The 15,563-nt window shown below is 65.3% G+C and carries 17 protein-coding genes and 1 pseudogene; 5 read left to right on the forward strand and 13 right to left on the reverse strand.

The window, feature by feature from the left end; all coding sequences use genetic code 11:
• Positions 1–63 precede the first annotated feature (63 nt).
• Both ACX80T_RS08235 and ACX80T_RS08240 read left to right on the forward strand, forming a co-directional pair.
• Complete coding sequence (locus ACX80T_RS08235; protein WP_026041161.1) at positions 64–960, forward strand: ABC transporter ATP-binding protein; 897 nt, start codon at positions 64–66, stop codon at positions 958–960.
• On the forward strand, positions 960–2,573 hold the full coding sequence (locus ACX80T_RS08240; protein WP_459304159.1) for an ABC transporter permease: 1,614 nt from the start codon (positions 960–962) through the stop codon (positions 2,571–2,573). Before ACX80T_RS08235 ends, ACX80T_RS08240 begins: the two co-directional genes overlap by 1 nt.
• 16 nt (positions 2,574–2,589) lie before the next feature.
• Here ACX80T_RS08240 and ACX80T_RS08245 read toward each other — a convergent pair whose 3' ends face one another.
• The gene (locus ACX80T_RS08245) at positions 2,590–3,435 is read right to left on the reverse strand and encodes an ABC transporter permease subunit (RefSeq protein WP_459304160.1); all 846 of its coding nucleotides are present in this window, start codon (positions 3,433–3,435) and stop codon (positions 2,590–2,592) included.
• Positions 3,432–4,463, reverse strand: coding sequence for an ABC transporter ATP-binding protein (locus ACX80T_RS08250; RefSeq protein ID WP_459304161.1), 1,032 nt, complete (start codon positions 4,461–4,463; stop codon positions 3,432–3,434). The genes ACX80T_RS08245 and ACX80T_RS08250 overlap by 4 nt, the downstream gene beginning before the upstream one ends.
• A gap of 80 nt (positions 4,464–4,543) precedes the next feature.
• On the opposite strand from ACX80T_RS08250, the pseudogene ACX80T_RS08255 reads away from it, so the two are divergent.
• Positions 4,544–5,601: pseudogene (locus ACX80T_RS08255) on the forward strand (Rv2578c family radical SAM protein).
• 74 nt (positions 5,602–5,675) lie between these two features.
• On the opposite strand, the gene ACX80T_RS08260 reads toward ACX80T_RS08255, so the two are convergent.
• Positions 5,676–6,131, reverse strand: a complete 456-nt coding sequence (locus ACX80T_RS08260; protein WP_459304162.1) for a (deoxy)nucleoside triphosphate pyrophosphohydrolase — start codon at positions 6,129–6,131, stop codon at positions 5,676–5,678.
• Positions 6,132–6,247: 116 nt separating this feature from the next.
• On the opposite strand from ACX80T_RS08260, the gene ACX80T_RS08265 reads away from it, so the two are divergent.
• Positions 6,248–7,477 (forward strand): MFS transporter, encoded by a 1,230-nt coding sequence (locus ACX80T_RS08265; protein ID WP_019483415.1) that lies wholly within the window; start codon positions 6,248–6,250, stop codon positions 7,475–7,477.
• Here ACX80T_RS08265 and ACX80T_RS08270 read toward each other — a convergent pair.
• The 4 genes from ACX80T_RS08270 to infC form a co-directional block, all read right to left on the reverse strand.
• Positions 7,470–8,381 (reverse strand): TrmH family RNA methyltransferase, encoded by a 912-nt coding sequence (locus tag ACX80T_RS08270; RefSeq protein WP_459304163.1) that lies wholly within the window; start codon positions 8,379–8,381, stop codon positions 7,470–7,472. The two genes, ACX80T_RS08265 and ACX80T_RS08270, sit on opposite strands and share 8 nt — an antisense overlap.
• A gap of 75 nt (positions 8,382–8,456) precedes the next feature.
• Positions 8,457–8,879 carry a 50S ribosomal protein L20 gene (gene rplT / locus ACX80T_RS08275; protein ID WP_116778802.1) on the reverse strand — a complete coding sequence of 141 codons (423 nt, stop codon included), beginning with the start codon at positions 8,877–8,879 and terminating at the stop codon, positions 8,457–8,459.
• 99 nt (positions 8,880–8,978) lie between these two features.
• Positions 8,979–9,173, reverse strand: a complete 195-nt coding sequence (gene rpmI, locus ACX80T_RS08280) for a 50S ribosomal protein L35 (RefSeq protein WP_019483418.1) — start codon at positions 9,171–9,173, stop codon at positions 8,979–8,981.
• Between the two features lie 111 nt (positions 9,174–9,284).
• The gene (gene infC, locus ACX80T_RS08285) at positions 9,285–10,298 is read right to left on the reverse strand and encodes a translation initiation factor IF-3 (RefSeq protein WP_019483419.1); all 1,014 of its coding nucleotides are present in this window, start codon (positions 10,296–10,298) and stop codon (positions 9,285–9,287) included.
• A 345-nt stretch (positions 10,299–10,643) separates the two neighbouring features.
• On the opposite strand from infC, the gene ACX80T_RS08290 reads away from it, so the two are divergent.
• On the forward strand, positions 10,644–11,102 hold the full coding sequence (locus tag ACX80T_RS08290) for a DUF1844 domain-containing protein (protein WP_019483420.1): 459 nt from the start codon (positions 10,644–10,646) through the stop codon (positions 11,100–11,102).
• On the opposite strand, the gene ACX80T_RS08295 is transcribed toward ACX80T_RS08290, so the two are convergent.
• The 6 genes from ACX80T_RS08295 to hisB are packed head-to-tail and all read right to left on the reverse strand — an operon-like array spanning position 11,095 to position 15,542.
• The gene (locus tag ACX80T_RS08295) at positions 11,095–12,420 is read right to left on the reverse strand and encodes an MFS transporter (RefSeq protein WP_019483421.1); all 1,326 of its coding nucleotides are present in this window, start codon (positions 12,418–12,420) and stop codon (positions 11,095–11,097) included. The two genes, ACX80T_RS08290 and ACX80T_RS08295, sit on opposite strands and share 8 nt — an antisense overlap.
• A gap of 34 nt (positions 12,421–12,454) precedes the next feature.
• Positions 12,455–13,333, reverse strand: coding sequence for an SseB family protein (locus tag ACX80T_RS08300; protein ID WP_459304164.1), 879 nt, complete (start codon positions 13,331–13,333; stop codon positions 12,455–12,457).
• Entirely contained in the window at positions 13,330–14,088 is a 759-nt protein-coding gene (priA, locus tag ACX80T_RS08305; RefSeq protein ID WP_019483423.1) for a bifunctional 1-(5-phosphoribosyl)-5-((5-phosphoribosylamino)methylideneamino)imidazole-4-carboxamide isomerase/phosphoribosylanthranilate isomerase PriA, read from the reverse strand. The genes ACX80T_RS08300 and priA overlap by 4 nt, the downstream gene beginning before the upstream one ends.
• A 40-nt stretch (positions 14,089–14,128) precedes the next feature.
• Entirely contained in the window at positions 14,129–14,275 is a 147-nt protein-coding gene (locus ACX80T_RS08310) for a hypothetical protein (protein ID WP_192813092.1), read from the reverse strand.
• A 14-nt stretch (positions 14,276–14,289) separates the two neighbouring features.
• Positions 14,290–14,928: an imidazole glycerol phosphate synthase subunit HisH gene (hisH, locus tag ACX80T_RS08315; protein ID WP_019483425.1), complete on the reverse strand. Its 639-nt coding sequence runs from the start codon at positions 14,926–14,928 to the stop codon at positions 14,290–14,292.
• Positions 14,925–15,542: an imidazoleglycerol-phosphate dehydratase HisB gene (gene hisB, locus ACX80T_RS08320; protein WP_019483426.1), complete on the reverse strand. Its 618-nt coding sequence runs from the start codon at positions 15,540–15,542 to the stop codon at positions 14,925–14,927. Before hisB ends, hisH begins: the two co-directional genes overlap by 4 nt.
• Positions 15,543–15,563 lie beyond the last annotated feature (21 nt).

Here is a 15,563-nt window from a genome sequence, read left to right on the forward strand (position 1 = left end):
AGCCTCGGGGAACGCTGCGGAAACCACCGCGTCGTTGTCGTCGGGCTGGTGAACGGACACATTATGGCTGACGCAACCGATCCGGTCATTGCTGTGCGGGGGCTGGGGAAGGTATTCGGAAAAACCCACGCACTGGACGGTCTCGACCTGTCGGTCGGCGCCGGTGAGGTGCATGGGTTTCTTGGCCCAAATGGGGCAGGGAAGTCGACCACCCTGCGGATCCTGCTCGGCCTCATCCGGCCCTCCTCGGGCACTGTCACCGTCTTTGGTGCCGATCCGTGGCGTGAACCGGTCCGCACCCACCGGGATCTCGCCTATCTGCCCGGGGACGTGAGTCTCTGGCCCAACCTGTCCGGTGGAGAGGTCATCGATCTCCTCACCGGGCTGCGCGGTGGCGCTGATGAAGCCTTGCGGACCCGCCTGATCGATGACTTCGAGTTCGATCCACGGCGAAAGAGCCGCACCTATTCGAAGGGCAACCGGCAGAAGGTTGCCCTCATTGCGGCATTCGCGCGGCCTGCCCGGCTATACGTCCTGGATGAACCGAGCTCAGGGCTGGACCCGATCATGGAGTCGGTGTTTCGCCGGGAGATCCGGCGGGTGCACGACGACGGCGCCACCGTGCTGCTCTCCAGCCATATCCTGAGCGAGGTGGAACAGCTCTGTGACCGGGTGACGATTATCCGTTCGGGCCGGGTGGTCGAGTCGGGCTCGCTGGCCGAACTCCGGCACCTCAAGTTGACCCACTTTCGGGTGGAGGGAGTCGACGCCGGACTCCTGGCCCGCCTTCCGGGTGTCCAGGACGTTCACGACGACGGCCTGGCCGCCGAATTCGAGGTGGAGGCCGCCAATCTCCCGTCCGTCCTGGAGGGAATCGCTGCCGTCAGGCCCACCGGTCTGACCATTTCCCCGCCATCACTCGAGTCGCTGTTCCTGCGCCACTACGCCGAGCCATCCTGATGTCCGAAATTCTCCGGCTTGCGTTGGCGCAGCTCCGGCGGGACCGGATTCTGCTGCCGATCTGGATCCTGGGCATTGCCTTGCTGGGTTATGTCACAGCCACCGCGGTGGCCAGCGAGTTTAGCGAGACGGGTGACCGGCGGGCGATCATCGCCGTGGCTGCAGCGAACCCTTCACTGCTGTTCCTGCGCGGGCTGCCGGACGGTTTTAGCCTTGGTGCGGTGGTGTTTTTCCAGGGGTTTGCGTTCACCGCCCTGTTGGCGGGCTTGATGAGTACGTTCCTGGTCATTCGCCATACCCGCGCCGACGAGGAACTGGGGCGTGCGGAACTCATCGGGTCCACACTGCTCCCCCGTGCCGCACCGCTCGCCGCCACGCTGCTGGTGGGCGGCGCCGCAAACCTCCTGCTTGCCGGTTGCGTGGCGGCCGGCTTCCTGGCTGCTGGGCTGCCATCCCCCGGGTCCATCACGGCTGGTCTTGCCGTCGGTGCAGTGGGACTGTTTTTTGTCCCGGTGGCGGCCCTAGCCGCACAGGTGATGCCGTCGGGGCGCAGCGCCAACGGGGTAGCCTCAAGCCTGGTGGGTGCTGCCTACCTGCTACGAGGTATCGGCGACGCAATCGGTACGCCCAGTGCGGACCTCACCCAGGTCACGAGTGGCTGGATTTCGCTGATGTCGCCGATCGGGTGGGGACAACGTTCCCGACCCTTCACCACGGCGGACACTGCGCCGCTATTCGTGCTTGCGGTGGCCGCAGTTGCTGTAGGTGCGGCGGTCCTGATTATCAGGGACCGCCGGGACTTGGGCGCCAGTCTGTTTCCTGAGCGGGCAGTAGCCTCTCGCGGAAGGCTCACGTCCTTCCTCGGTTTGGCGTGGATTCTGCAGCGTCCCACCCTCGTTGGCTGGTGTTGTGGCGCAGCTGTACTGGGCGGCCTTGCCGGCGGGCTCGCACCAGTGGTCACCGATGCGGTGGCTGGCAACACCTCCCTCGAAGAGCTGATCGGACGGCTGGTCCCCGGCAGCCGGACGGATATTGTCGACGTTTTTACCACCGCCCTGCTCGGCATCGCCGGTGTCCTCGCTGCCGCCGCTGGCATCCAGGGGATTCTCAGGTTGCGGGCCGAGGAAACCGAGGGCAGGGCGGAACTGCTTATGACGGTGCCTAAGTCCAGGACCCGCTGGCTTGTCGCCAATCTCCTGTTGGCTATCGCTTCCGCGACCGTGGTGGCGGCTGTCGCAGGAGCTGCTGCCGCCGTCGGGCTGTCTCTGACTGGCTCGGCAGGGACGCCAGCAATCCAGCTGGTCGCCGCGAGCCTCGTCCATGTACCAGCGGCCGCGATTTTCATCGCCGCACCCGCTGTCATCTTCGCCGCTGTTCCCCGGTGGAGTGTAGGGGCCGGTTGGGGCCTTCTGACGGGCGGGCTGGTGCTCGGCCAGTTTGGCGAGTTGCTGGGCCTGCCGGAGTGGCTGCAGGCAGTGAGCCCGTTTCATCATTCCCCGGCCATGCCGGTTGAAGCTTTCGATCCCGTCCCGATTGTGGTGATGGGCCTCGTAGCGGTTGGGGGTGCAGTCCTCGCCGCGTACCTCATCCGGCACCGCGATCTCGCTGGCTGAACCAACCCCTTCCCTCCTAGATCCCGACATCCCGTCGTTGCAAGGCGACAGCGCTGAGTCCGGCGAGCGCTGCCGAGATACCCCATAGCCAGGCGGCAGCGCCCCAGTCCGCCCCATTGGCCACCGGCGAGTTTCCATACGCCCAGTGGTAGGGCGAGAGGTTCAGCAGCCACTGAAGGTCGGGGCTTTGGCGTCCGACGGCGTTGGATACGTAGCTCAGCACTGCGACCCCGGCACCGGCCGCAAGACCATAAAGCCTCCTGCCACTCACCGCCCCGACAAACAGGGCGGCCATCCCACTGAGGAGCGCGAGTCCCCCGAACAGGACCGTCGCACCAAAGAGGTCCTGAGTCTGAATCCCCAGCTCAGCGGGCTCGTTGAGGAGCAGCACGAGGATGAAGACGACGGCCGCGAGCGCGACAGTGCGCACCGCAATCGCCAGGGCCCGCTCCAACACCACTTGGGGTCTGGTGACCGCGTGCGCCAGCGTCAGTTCCAACTGGCCGGACTCCTCATCACCGGCCACCGCCGACGCACCCCAGGACACCGACGCGATGGTCAGGAGCAGGAAGCCGATCAGCCCAAAGATGGTGGCCTGCGTGTACCCGGGACCCGAGGCGATCTGATCATAGTTCAGTGCTCTGGTCATCTCCGGAGGGAGCGCATTGATCATGTCCTGCATCTCGTCGCTGTTCCCGAGGGAAGGAAACAGTGGCAGGTACACCAGGATGGCGGCGGCGAGCCCCACGGCCCAGGCCAGGGTGGATCGCCAGTGATCAAGCAGCGCGCGCCTGAACAACGGCAGGATCCTGGCTGGGTCGGTCCGGCCGTCCCGGGTGGCTGGCGGTGCCGAATGACTCATGACCGGCTCCGCTCGCTGAATCCACGGGGGCCGGCCACGTCACCGCGGCGACCGGAAGCACCGGCAGCACTGGCAGCGCCCGTCCCACCGGTGCCTCCGTTCCTGCCGGTGCCATCGTTCCTGCCGGTGCCATACAGGGTGAGCACTGATTCCTCGAGATCGGGTTCTTCGATGACCAGATCGGCGAGTTGGAGCGGTGCCAGGGCACGGATCAACGGCCGGATGGCACCCTCGTGGGTGGCCGAGATTTCGGTGAGCTCGCCGGCCGTCTGAACTTCGATGGTGTGCAACCCCGGTACGTGCCGGAGCAGCAGCTCCAGCTCGGGCCCGGGGACACCGGTCACCGCGATCCGGATCTGGCGGTGGGCACCCTCCCGGAGGACTGAGACGCTTGAGACCTGGACGATGTCGCCGTCGCGCAGGATAGCGACCCTGTCCGCGGCCTGCTGGACCTCGCTCAGGACATGTGAACTCAGGAAGATGGTCTGCCCCCGCTGCTGGGCTTCGCGCAGGAGTGCCCGGAACTCCTGCTGCATGAGCGGGTCGAGGCCACTGGTTGGTTCATCCAGAATCAGCACTTCGGGGTCATGCATGAAAGCCTGCACGAGCCCCAGCTTCTGTTTGTTGCCTTTGGACAGTTTGCGGGTGTGGCGGTCCAGGTCCAGGTTGAAGCGTTCCGCCAGCTCGTCCGCTCGCCCCGGCCGCACCGCACCGCTGATCGCCGCATAGTGCGCCAGCAGCCGGCGTCCGGTGATCCGTTGCTCAAGGAATAGCTCACCCGGCAGGTAACCGATTTTGCGCCGCAGTTTAGGTCCCGCAGCGCCCGGATTCTCACCCAGAATCCTGATACTCCCGGCGCTCGGTCTGATGATGTCGAGCAGGCACCGCATGGTGGTGGTTTTTCCTGCACCGTTGGGCCCGATAACGCCGAAGACTTCGCCGCGTTCCACCCCAAAATTGATGCCGTGCAGGACATCCCGGCGACCAAACGATTTCCGGAGGCCCTTGACCTCGATCACCTGGCCCATGGCACGCACCACCTTCCTGAGTTCACAGCTTACAAGCAGTCCTCCCTCAGCCACAGTAGAACGTATGTTCTAATATATTCATGCGATGGGCTGGTCAGAGTACGACGACGACGCCGGCTCCTCAGGAGCCGCTGCTGCCCCTGAGCGGCCTGGTCCGGACTGTCAGGACGCCAGAATTTGCGGGCATCACGTTCCACGAGGTGCTCGCCAAGTCGGCGCTGAACCGGGTACCCGGCAATTCCAGCATGCCGTTCCACTGGACCATCAACCCCTACCGCGGTTGCTCCCACGCCTGCGTCTACTGTTTCGCTCGAAAGACTCACAGCTACCTGAACCTCGACACTGGGTTGGACTTCGACTCCCAGCTGGTGGTCAAGACCAATGTGGGTGAAGTGGTGCGCCGCGAACTGTCCCGCCGGTCTTGGCAGCGGGAACATGTCGCGATGGGCACCAACACCGATCCGTACCAGCGGGCCGAGGGCCGCTACCGGCTGATGCCCGACATCATCACCGCGCTCGCCGATTCGGGGACACCGTTCTCCATCCTCACGAAGGGCACCCTCCTGGCACGGGATATCCCGCTCCTGAAGAAAGCATCTTCAGCGGTGCAGATTGGGATGGGAATCTCGCTCGCCATTATCGACCCCGTCCTAGCCCATGCGGTGGAACCCGGTACACCCAGCCCCAAGGCACGGCTCGAGCTGATCAGCCGCCTGCGCGACGCTGGATTGCCCTGCGGGGTTCTGGCAATGCCGATCCTGCCGTGGCTGACCGACGATGACGAGTCACTCGATGCATTGTTTGGCGCACTGGCCGCTGCCGGTGCCACTGGAGTCTCGGCGGGCGCACTTCATCTACGGCCCGGGGCCCGGGAGTGGTACCTGGAATGGCTGGCGGAGAATCACCCGGCGCTGGTGGGCCGGTACCGGCGCCTGTATCGCGGCGGGAGCTATGCATCCAAGGAGACCGCACCTGGCTGTCGGGGCGGATTCGGCAGCACCGGGCTAATCACGGGTTCACCTCCGGGGCGCAGTTCTTTCGAGAGCTTCAGCCGGGACCTCCCGGAGTCAGCGAAACGGCTGCTACGTCTACCGTGCGCCCTGCACACGCTACGGATGCGGAGCCGACACTGTTCTAGAACCGGCACTGTTCTAGAGCCAGCACTGTTCTAGAGCCAGCACTGTTCTAGAAGCGGCGCCAGAGCTCCCCGGCCTACTGTTGAGCCGCTCCGGCATGGCAGGTCTGCGTCAGCACCGCGTCAACGATGGGGCGGTCGGCAGGGATCCAGGCGAGGTCGGCCAACTCAGTGGAACCGGCAAGGGGAACCCAGGAGAGAACATCATGGTCTTCCAGCGGCCGGGGTTCACCGGTGGTGACTTCGGCTAGCCAGACCCGCATGACGGCGCGTTCGTTCAGCGCCCAGCCACCGGGTACCGGCCCGACGATCTCAGCGCCGAGCTCAACTTCGACCCCAAGCTCCTCCAGGAGCTCCCGATGCAGTGCGGCTGTGTCCGTTTCCCCCGCCTCGACCTTCCCCCCGGGGAATTCCCACATGCCGGCGAACTGCTCGGGCGCCGTGCGACGGGCGGCAAGCAGCCGGGTGGGGCGAGTCAGGGAATCGACGATCGCTGCGCCGACAATCTGGCGGGGTAACTGGTCAGCTGGCACGAACCGAGTGTAGCTGGCGGTACCGGCCCGGCTACAGTTGAAATAGACAACGGCGTCGATGCGTTGCGCTCTACAGAGCAACGCCACCAACACCATCTGATGCCGAAACGAGTTCCATGTCTGACGCCCGACGCACCCTCACCCCACGGCAGCTGAACTTCGCCATCATCGCCCTCGCCATGGGCGGCTTCGGTATCGGCACCACCGAGTTCGCCATCATGGGTCTCCTGCAGGAGATGGTGGGCGACCTTGATATCTCCATTCCCGAGGGTGGGCATGTCATCTCGGCCTACGCGATCGGCGTCGTCATCGGCGCTCCCCTGCTCGCTGCCCTCGGCGCCCGGTTGCCCCGCAAAGGGATGGCGCTGGGGCTGATGGTTCTCTTCACCGTCGGGAACCTGTCGTCCTATTTCGCCGCCGACTACGGCTGGCTGTTGTTTTCCCGTTTCATGTCGGGTCTCCCCCACGGCGCGTACTTCGGCATCGCGGCTGTCATTGCCGCGTCCCTCTCGGCGCCCACGCGCCGGGCGCACGCCGTGGCCATGGTGATGCTGGGGCTCAGTATCGCCAACGTCATCGGGGTACCGTTCGCCACCTGGTTGGGTCAGATGTTCGGGTGGCGGACCATGTTCCTTCTGGTCGGTGTCATTGGGGTGGTCACTATCTGGATGATTTCCCGCAGCGTCCCTCACCAGCAGGTCCTGCAGAATGCGAGTATCCGCCGCGAGCTGGGCGCCTTGCAACGTGGCCAGGTGTGGATGACGCTGCTGATCGGCACAGTTGGCTTCGGCGGTTTCTTCGCTGTCTACTCCTACATCTCCCCGACCATGACCGAGGTCACGGGCCTACCCGAAGCGACCTTGCCGTTCGTCGTTGCCCTCTATGGTCTGGGCATGGTGACCGGGAACATTATTGGCGGCCGCCTGGCCGACATTTCCGTGATGGGCACCATCTACTGGGTGATGGGCGTGATCGCCGCCGCACTGGTGGCGTTCTCCTTCGCCGTTCAATGGGCGCCAACCGCCCTGCTGTTCGTCTTCCTGGTCGGTGCGATTGGCGCCATGCTGATTCCGTCGCTTCAGGTCCGCCTGCTCGACGTCTCCCCTGACGCGCCGTCCCTCGCCTCGTCCCTGAACCATGCAGCACTCAATATTGCCAACGCCCTGGGCGCGTTCCTGGGCGGCGCGGTGATCGCCGCTGGCTGGGGGTACACGGCTCCGGCACTGGTCGGTGCGGTGTTGGCCGTCATCGGGCTTGCTGTGGCCTTGGTCAGCGGGCGGATGGACCGGGGAACCAGGACGCCCCGGCCGACTGAACATTCGGCGGTCGGCCAGGGCCTCAGCTGAGGCGCTGCGCCCTCGCGGAGGCGTAAAGGCAGACGGTTGCGGCGGTCCCCACGTTGAGGCTTTCGGCCCGACCATAGATGGGCACTGCCACCCGGTGGTCCGCGCCCTTCAAAACGACGTCGGGAAGCCCCTGCGCTTCGTTACCGAAGAGCCAGGCCGTCGGGGCTTCCAATCTAGCTGCACTGCTCCCGTCCCCAGCGTTCTCGGCTGAGGGTGCCAGCCGCCGTCGTGCACTGCCTTCCTGCAGGGTGTCGAGGTCGACGTCGCCGTATCCGTCGGCTGCCAGCACGGTGATCCCGCGCTCCCGCAGCGAGGTGAGCACCAGGTCAAGGTCGGCGCCCAGGACCACCGGCAAGTGAAACAGTGACCCGACAGTTGACCGGACAGCCTTCGGGTTGTAAAGGTCAACGCTCGACGACGTCAACACCACCGCGTCGGCGCCCGCGGAATCGGCTGCCCGCAGGATGGTTCCCGCGTTGCCGGGATCGCGCACTTCCACCATCACGGCAACTAGCCGGGGCTCCCTGGCGAGCATCGCTTCGAGCGGGACATCGACAAACGAACACACCGCGATGACACCCTGTGGCGTCACCGTCGAAGACATTGCGGCCAGCACTTCCTCAGTCACCAGCCGTGGCGCTGGCTGTCCTTCGAACAGCCCAAGCTCGGCGTGCCGGTCCAGGCATTCCTCGGTGATGAACAGTTCCTCGATGACCTCCGGCTCGCCCGCAGTGTGGCGCGCCGAATGCAATGCCAATGCTTCCCGAACGGATTGAGGCCCCTCGGCGAGAAACCGGCCCTGCCTTAAACGGGCCGGACGCCCAGCGAGCCGAGCCACTTCCTTGACCCGATCAGCTCGGGGGTTGGTCATGGGCGGTGCCGCTGGGCGTCCGGTGTTAGTCATGTACTGATGTTCTCAGTATTTTGGGTCTTCCCCGTAATCCGGGTGAGACCGAACCGAGAAGGGTAAAACGAAAGCTTAGGCGTTTGCCTTGGCTGGTGCCTTGGTGGCTGACGCCTGGGCGCCGGCTGGTGCTGAGGTGTCAGCAGGCAGCGAATCCTTGGCAATCTGTACCAGTGCGGAGAACGCGTTGGCGTCAGATACTGCAAGCTCGGCCAGCATACGGCGGTCAACCTGGATCTCGGCGGCCTTCAGGCCCTGGATCAGACGGTTGTAGGTCAGGCCGTTGGCGCGGGACGCAGCGTTGATGCGCTGGATCCAGAGGCGACGGAAGTCACCCTTGCGCTTGCGACGGTCACCGTAGCTGTACACAAATGAGTGCAGCAGCTGCTCTTTGGCCTTGCGGTACAGGCGTGAACGCTGCCCACGGTAGCCCTTCGCCCGCTCGAGAATTACCCGACGCTTCTTGTGGGCGTTTACCGCCCGCTTCACACGTGCCACGTGCGTACTCCTTCAGTAGATCTACCGGGTGATGATGTTCAGCGCTGTCCTGCAGTGTGCAGGAGACTGGCGCAAGCCCGGTTAAGTGGTTTGGGTGAGTTAGATGCCGAGCATCTTTTTGATGACCTTGGTGTCGGCCTTCGAGACGATCTTGTCGCTACCGAGACGGCGAGTCAGCGTGGAGGGCTTGTGCTCCAGGTAGTGGCGGCGGTTAGCCTGCTGGCGCTTGAGCTTGCCGCTTCCGGTCAGCTTGAAACGCTTCTTGACACCACTGTGGGTCTTCATCTTCGGCATGAGAACCGATCTCCTTTGGTTTCCACCAGCTGTTGCAGGCGGGTCGTACGGCACCCGCGGGGGTGCCTGCGGGTTTATTCGGGCGCCTGGCGGCTCCGGGGGACGTAATCCCTAGTCGGAGGTTCCGGGCTTAGGCCGGCTCGGCGTGCTCCGGGGAGCTGCCTTGCTGGCAGGTTTGGGTGTTGCTGGCTTGGGCATGGCCATCGGCTTGGGAGCCGCGGTTGGCTTCGGCGCTGCAGCGGGCTTGGGAGCAGCTGCTGGTTTCTCAGCTGCCTTCGCACCGGCCGCCTTGGCTGGAGCCTTCGGTGCTTCAGCAGCGGCTTTCTCGGCAGCTTTCGCTGCCTTGGCTGCCTCGGCTGCTGCGACTTCCTGATCCGCCTTGTCCTGGATAGCCTTCTCGCGGTCGACGATTTCCTGCGCCGCGGCCTCCTTGGCTGCAACTTCGGCCGCAATCACTTCCTGTGCTGCGGCTTCTTCGGCCGCCTCCTGGGAAGCGGTGGTTGAGTAGCCGTCAGGCAGCAGGTCCGCGAGGCTCTGCGTCATGGGCGCCTTGTCCGGGGTGGTATCCACCTTCTCGGTACCAGCCTTCACTGCCTCATTCGCAGCCTTGGCATCGGCGCGCTGGGTAGCGCGTCGCGCTTCAGCCTTTGCCTCAGCCTTGTTCTTGACCGGACCAATGACCATGACCATGTTGCGACCGTCGATGCGGGGGGTCGATTCAACGATTCCCACCTCGGCAACGTCCTCAGCGAACTTCTGCAGCAGGCGAATACCCATTTCGGGTCGCTGCTGCTCGCGTCCACGGAACTGAATCATGGCCTTGACCTTGTCGCCTGCGCCCAGGAAGCGCATTGCATGTCCGCGCTTGGTCTCGTAATCATGAGTGTCAATCTTCAGGCGGAACCGGATCTCCTTGAGAACGGTGTTCGTCTGGTTCTTGCGCGCCTCACGAGCCTTGACCGCGGCCTCATACTTGTACTTGCCAAAATCCATGAGCTTGGCAACCGGAGGCTTGGCCTGCGGTGCAACCTCAACAAGATCCAGGTCTGACTCGGAGGCAAGACGGAGAGCATCCTCAATACGGACGATGCCTACCTGTTCGCCCGCAGGTCCTACCAACCGCACCTCTGGGACGCGGATACGATCATTGATTCTTGGCTCGCTAATGTGTTGCTCCTGAAATCTTTGAAGTAATACCACCTGCAATAGAAGAAGGCCCCCGACTGCACGTGCAATCAGAGGCCTCGATGATCGGTTACTTCCACTGCGAGTGGAAGCGTACTGTCAAGAAATGTCTTGACGATCGTACGTACCGACCTGTTACCCGGCTGCCACCATGTTTCGCAACGAAACACCTGGCAATCGCGGGTGGGAGGAAACTCCGCTTGCAAACTGGAAGTGATCTTTTTCATGCCCCGTGTGGGCGCATGAAATAGTGACCTCCAGTCGGTCTGTGACAAGCTTACCAGCATGAGTACTCCGGCCAGTAATCCAGACAGCGAACGCAACATCTTCCAGGCACCCGGCGACGACGGCGGTTCCGCTGGCGCCCCGGACCAGCCATCACTCCAGGACCCCCTGGACCAAACCGCCGACGACGGTCGCCAGGTTCGCCGCGACATCGCCGAGGTGAGTGCCGTGGAGCTGATCATGACCTCCGCGCTGCACCTGATGAGCGCCGCAGCCGTGAAATGCGGCCTGGCAGAAGGCGACGACGCCGAGGAACTCAAGGATCTTGACGAGGCCCGCAAGATCATCACGGCACTGGCCGGGTTTGTCACTGCCGCTGCCCCCGAGATCGGTGGCCAGCACGCCGGGCCGCTGCGCGACGGGCTCCGCTCACTGCAGCTGGCCTTCCGCGAAGCGTCGGTCATTCAGGACGCGCCAGGTCAGGGCCCCGGCGAAAAATTCACCGGCGCGGTCAACTAGCCCGCCGTCGTCGTACCTGCTGGGCGCCTAGGCCCAGCAGGCAGATCAGTACCGCGACCGACCCCACGGCGGTGAAGGCCGCGGACGGGCCCACCGTGTCGATGGTGATGCCGGCCAGTGGTGCACCCAGCGCCACCCCCGAGGTGAGTGCCGAGCCATACCATCCCATCGCCTCGCCACGCCGTTCCTCGACCACCAGGTCGGCCACCCGTTCGGACGCCGCCGACAGGACCGGTGCGCACAATAGTCCCGGCAGGATCGAGAGCAGGCACAGTGCCAGTGTGTTTTCGGCGAAACCCATGGGGATGGTGAACAGCCCCATGAGCAGGAGGAGCACCAGCGGGGACACCGGCCGGTGCAGCGCACCATAGATCAGGCCGCCCACCACCGATGCGGCACACCAGGCGGCGAAGACCAGCCCGAGTTCACCCTCCCGGCCCGAATCCTCGAGCGCGGCGACGATCCCCACCTCGGTACCGGCCAGCACCAGTCCTGCCCCGGCAGCCACCACCAGGACCACCGCCACCGCCACCGTCAGCCAGACGAAGCTGCCCGCCAGCCGCTCCTTGACCCGCTGACGTCCCTTCGCCCCTTGACGACCGTGTGCTGCGCGTCCCCCCGGGTACAGTTCGGCCGACGCTTCGGTGACGTGCGCTGGCGCCGATGCGACCAGCGCACCGACGGCGGCGGCCTCGTCCTCGGCTTCGGTCGGGGGCCGGGAGACAGCTCCCAGCTGCTCGCTCCGGGTCGGTGGGTTGAACCACATCAGGAAGAGACCGGCACCGGCGGTGGCCAGCCCCACCAGGGTGAGGCCAAAGACCGTCGAGACCTGGGTGGCCAGGACGACGCCCAGCGCCGGTCCCACCATGAAGATCATTTCGGTGCTGATCGCGTCAAGGGTGAACGCGGTCCGTCGCTTCTCCCCGGACACCATCACGCCCAGGGACTGGCGAACCACCGAGAAGGCGGGCAGGGTAAACAACCCACCGATCAGGGCGGCGACGAGCAGCCACTCGTAGGACAGCTGGGGTGCCACAGACCAGATCACCGCTTCGGCGATCACGGACGGAATCAGTGCCTTGCGCAGCCCCGCGCTGTCGACCCGACGGCCCCGCCAGGGTGCGCCGACGGCGATGCCAATCGTCAGAAGAGCCGCGACAGCGCCGGCTTCCGCGTACCCACGGTCGAGGGTCTGCACCACATGAAGGGTCAGCAGGACCCCGGCCGCGGAGTGCGGGAATCTGGCGATCATTCCGACGATGAGCAGACGCCGCACCGGGACAATACGGAGCAGCTCCCGGTAGAGGGCAAAATTCACTGGTTCACTCTTCTGCGGGTCCGCCCGCACGTCCTCAGCGGGTCAGTACCACCTCAAGGGAGTCGACCCGTTCCACAAATTCTGTATTGGCCCGCAGCCGGTCCTGCAGTTCCTGGACCACCGTCTGGACCGCTTCCCCAGCCAGCCCGTCTCGCAGCGTGATCTGGAGCCGCACTTCGGGGCCCGGTCCGCCGCCGGATGCCAGTGTACCGTCTGCCGCGCGGGCCGGAACCCCGCTTCCGGGACCCAGCGCTACCCGCAGGATCGCTGGCTCCTTACCGGTGATCTGGGCGACCAGGTCGGCGATGCTTGGGTCGCTGTAGGCCGGCCGCCACTGGTGCTGCTGGGCCAGCGCCCACATGGCGGGGCGACGCACAACGAAGGTGAAGTGTGCGCCCGGATCGATGACCAGCAGCTGCGCTCCGTCGGCGACCGCCGACAGCGCCGCACGCGGCGCGTAAACGGCCACGGGCCTGGCTTCCGGATGCCACGCGGCCAGTGCAGCAACAGAGCTGAAGACCGGCAGCGCCGTGCGGCCATCGGGTGCTTTGAGCGTGACCAGGGCCATGTCGGCCTCCTTGTCGCCCTCCGGTGCTCCCCCGCCGTGGCCGTGGTCGGCGTGCGAGTGAGGGTCGTCGGGCGCGGTTTCCCCGGCGAGCTGGGCTACCACGGGTACGAAAAGTCTCACCCCGGCGAGGGCGGCGAGCACTCCCGTTTCGTCGCTGGTCCCGGCCAGCAGCCGGTCGATTGCCTCGGTGTAGGCGGGCGGTGCGGCGCCGTCGTCGTCGTCGAAGTTGTGCAGCGGGTTACCCTCGCCGCTCAGGTCACGGCCTTCCCAGGCCTGCCCCGCGGAATCGGCGGTGTTGGCCGCCAGGGCAGCGGCGATATGTGCGGGGAGTTGCCGCTCGCTCACATCCGGGATGCCGGGTGCCCGGCGATGTCGAGCGCCTGGGGCAGCGTGAAGGCGCCGGCGTACAGCGCCTTGCCCACGATTGCACCTTCCAGTCCGTGTGGCACCAGCTGGCGCAGCGCCGCGAGGTCCTCGAGGCTTGAGATTCCACCCGATGCGACCACGGGCTGCGAGGTCCGCTCAAGCACCTGCTGAAGTAGTTCGAGGTTGGGGCCGCGGAGCGTGCCGTCCTTGGTGACGTCTGTGACCACGTACCGGGAGCAGCCCGCGTCTTCGAGGCGCTGCAGGACTTCCCACAGGTCGCCGCCTTCTTCGGTCCAGCCGCGGGCTGCCAGGGTGGTGCCCCGGACGTCCAGGCCGACGGCGATCTTGTCGCCGTAGCGGGCGATGGCCGCAGCGGTCCACTCCGGGTTTTCCAGGGCTGCGGTGCCGAGGTTCACCCGGTGCGCGCCGAGTTCCAGGGCTGCGTCGAGGGAGGCGTCATCGCGGATTCCCCCGGACAGCTCCACCTTGATGTCGAGTTCGTTAATCACGCGTCCGAGCAGTTCGCGGTTTGAGCCCCGGCCGAAGGCTGCGTCAAGGTCCACCAGGTGCACCCATTCGGCGCCGTCCTGCTGCCAGGCGAGGGCCGCCTCGAGGGCGTCACCGTAGCCCGTTTCGCTGCCGGCCTCGCCCTGGACCAGGCGGACAGCCTGCCCGTCGACGACGTCGACGGCAGGAAGCAGTTCGAGAATGGGGGATTCAGTAAAGGGGCTCATCGGGTGTTGTGACTCTTTCGTAGCTGTCGGAGGTCTGGAATCAGATGTCGGTCAGGGTCAGGAGGTAGGCAGCGAGGAGCGCCATTCCCGCCAGGACCCAGAAGCTGATGATCAGGGCCTTGGGTAGTTCCTGCCGCCGGAAGGAGATAGCCCCACCGATCAACAGGCCCGCGAGCCCCATCAACACTATGCTCCACATGACTACCGCAGCCCGGCTGTCCAGTTGGAGAGCAGACGGGCCCCGGCGTCACCGGACTTTTCGGGGTGGAACTGGGTGGCGCTGAGGGGACCGTTTTCCACGGCGGCAATGAACTGACCGCCGTGGTCCGCCCAGGTCACCATTGGGGGCTTCATGGCTGGCTGGGTGACCTCGAACTTCCACTGCTGCACGCCGTAGGAGTGCACAAAGTAGAACCGTTCGTCCTCGATGCCTTCGAACAGTTGTGACCCCTCGGCTGCCTTCACCGTGTTCCAGCCCATGTGCGGGACGACGTCAGCCTGCAACCGTTCAACGGTGCCTGGCCACTCGCCCATGCCCGCGGTCCGGACGCCGTGCTCGACGCCCTCCTCGAAGAGGATCTGCAGGCCGACGCAGATGCCAAGCACTGGCCTGCCGCCCGCCACCCGCCGGCCGATCATGCGCAGTGCATCGACATCCTTCAGACCCTTCATCACGGTCGCGAAGGCTCCGACGCCGGGCACCACCAACCCGTCGGCGTTCAGGACATCGTCGGGTTTGGCGCTCAACGTCACTTCAGCGCCGACGTGTTCCAGGGCACGGACCGCTGAACGGATGTTCCCCGAACCGTAGTCCAGAACCGTTACGCGTGGCGCACTCATAGTGCCCCCTTGGTGGACGGGATGCCCTCCACGCGTGGGTCCGGTTCCACTGCAGCGCGCAGCGCCCGGGCGAACGCCTTGAACTGGGCTTCGACAATGTGGTGTGGATCCCGTCCACCCAACACCGTCATGTGCAGACAGATCTGGGCATGCAGGGTGATCGCCTCGAAGACGTGCCGGGTCAGCGAGCCGGTGAAGTGCCCTCCGATCAGGTGGTATTCCTGGCCTGCGGGCTCACCCGTGTGCACCAGGTATGGCCGGCCGGAGATGTCGACGACGGCGTTGGCCAGCGCCTCATCCAGGGGCACCGTCGCTTCGCCGAACCTGCGGATCCCGGCCTTCGTCCCCAGGGCCTCCCGGAGCACCTCGCCGATGGTGATGGCGACATCCTCGACGGTGTGGTGGACATCGATGTGCGTGTCACCGGTGGCTCGGACCGTGAGGTCGATCAGTGAGTGCTTGGCCAGCGCAGTCAGCATGTGGTCGTAGAACGGCACCGAGGTGCTGATCTCCGCGCGTCCGGTGCCGTCAAGATCGAGCTCGACAAACACCGACGACTCGCTGGTGGTCCGTTCCCGGCTCGCAGTGCGTCCGACAGTGGTTTCCACGCTCATGGCTATCCTTCGATTGGTACG

The organism is Arthrobacter sp. Sr33, assembly GCF_054511195.1.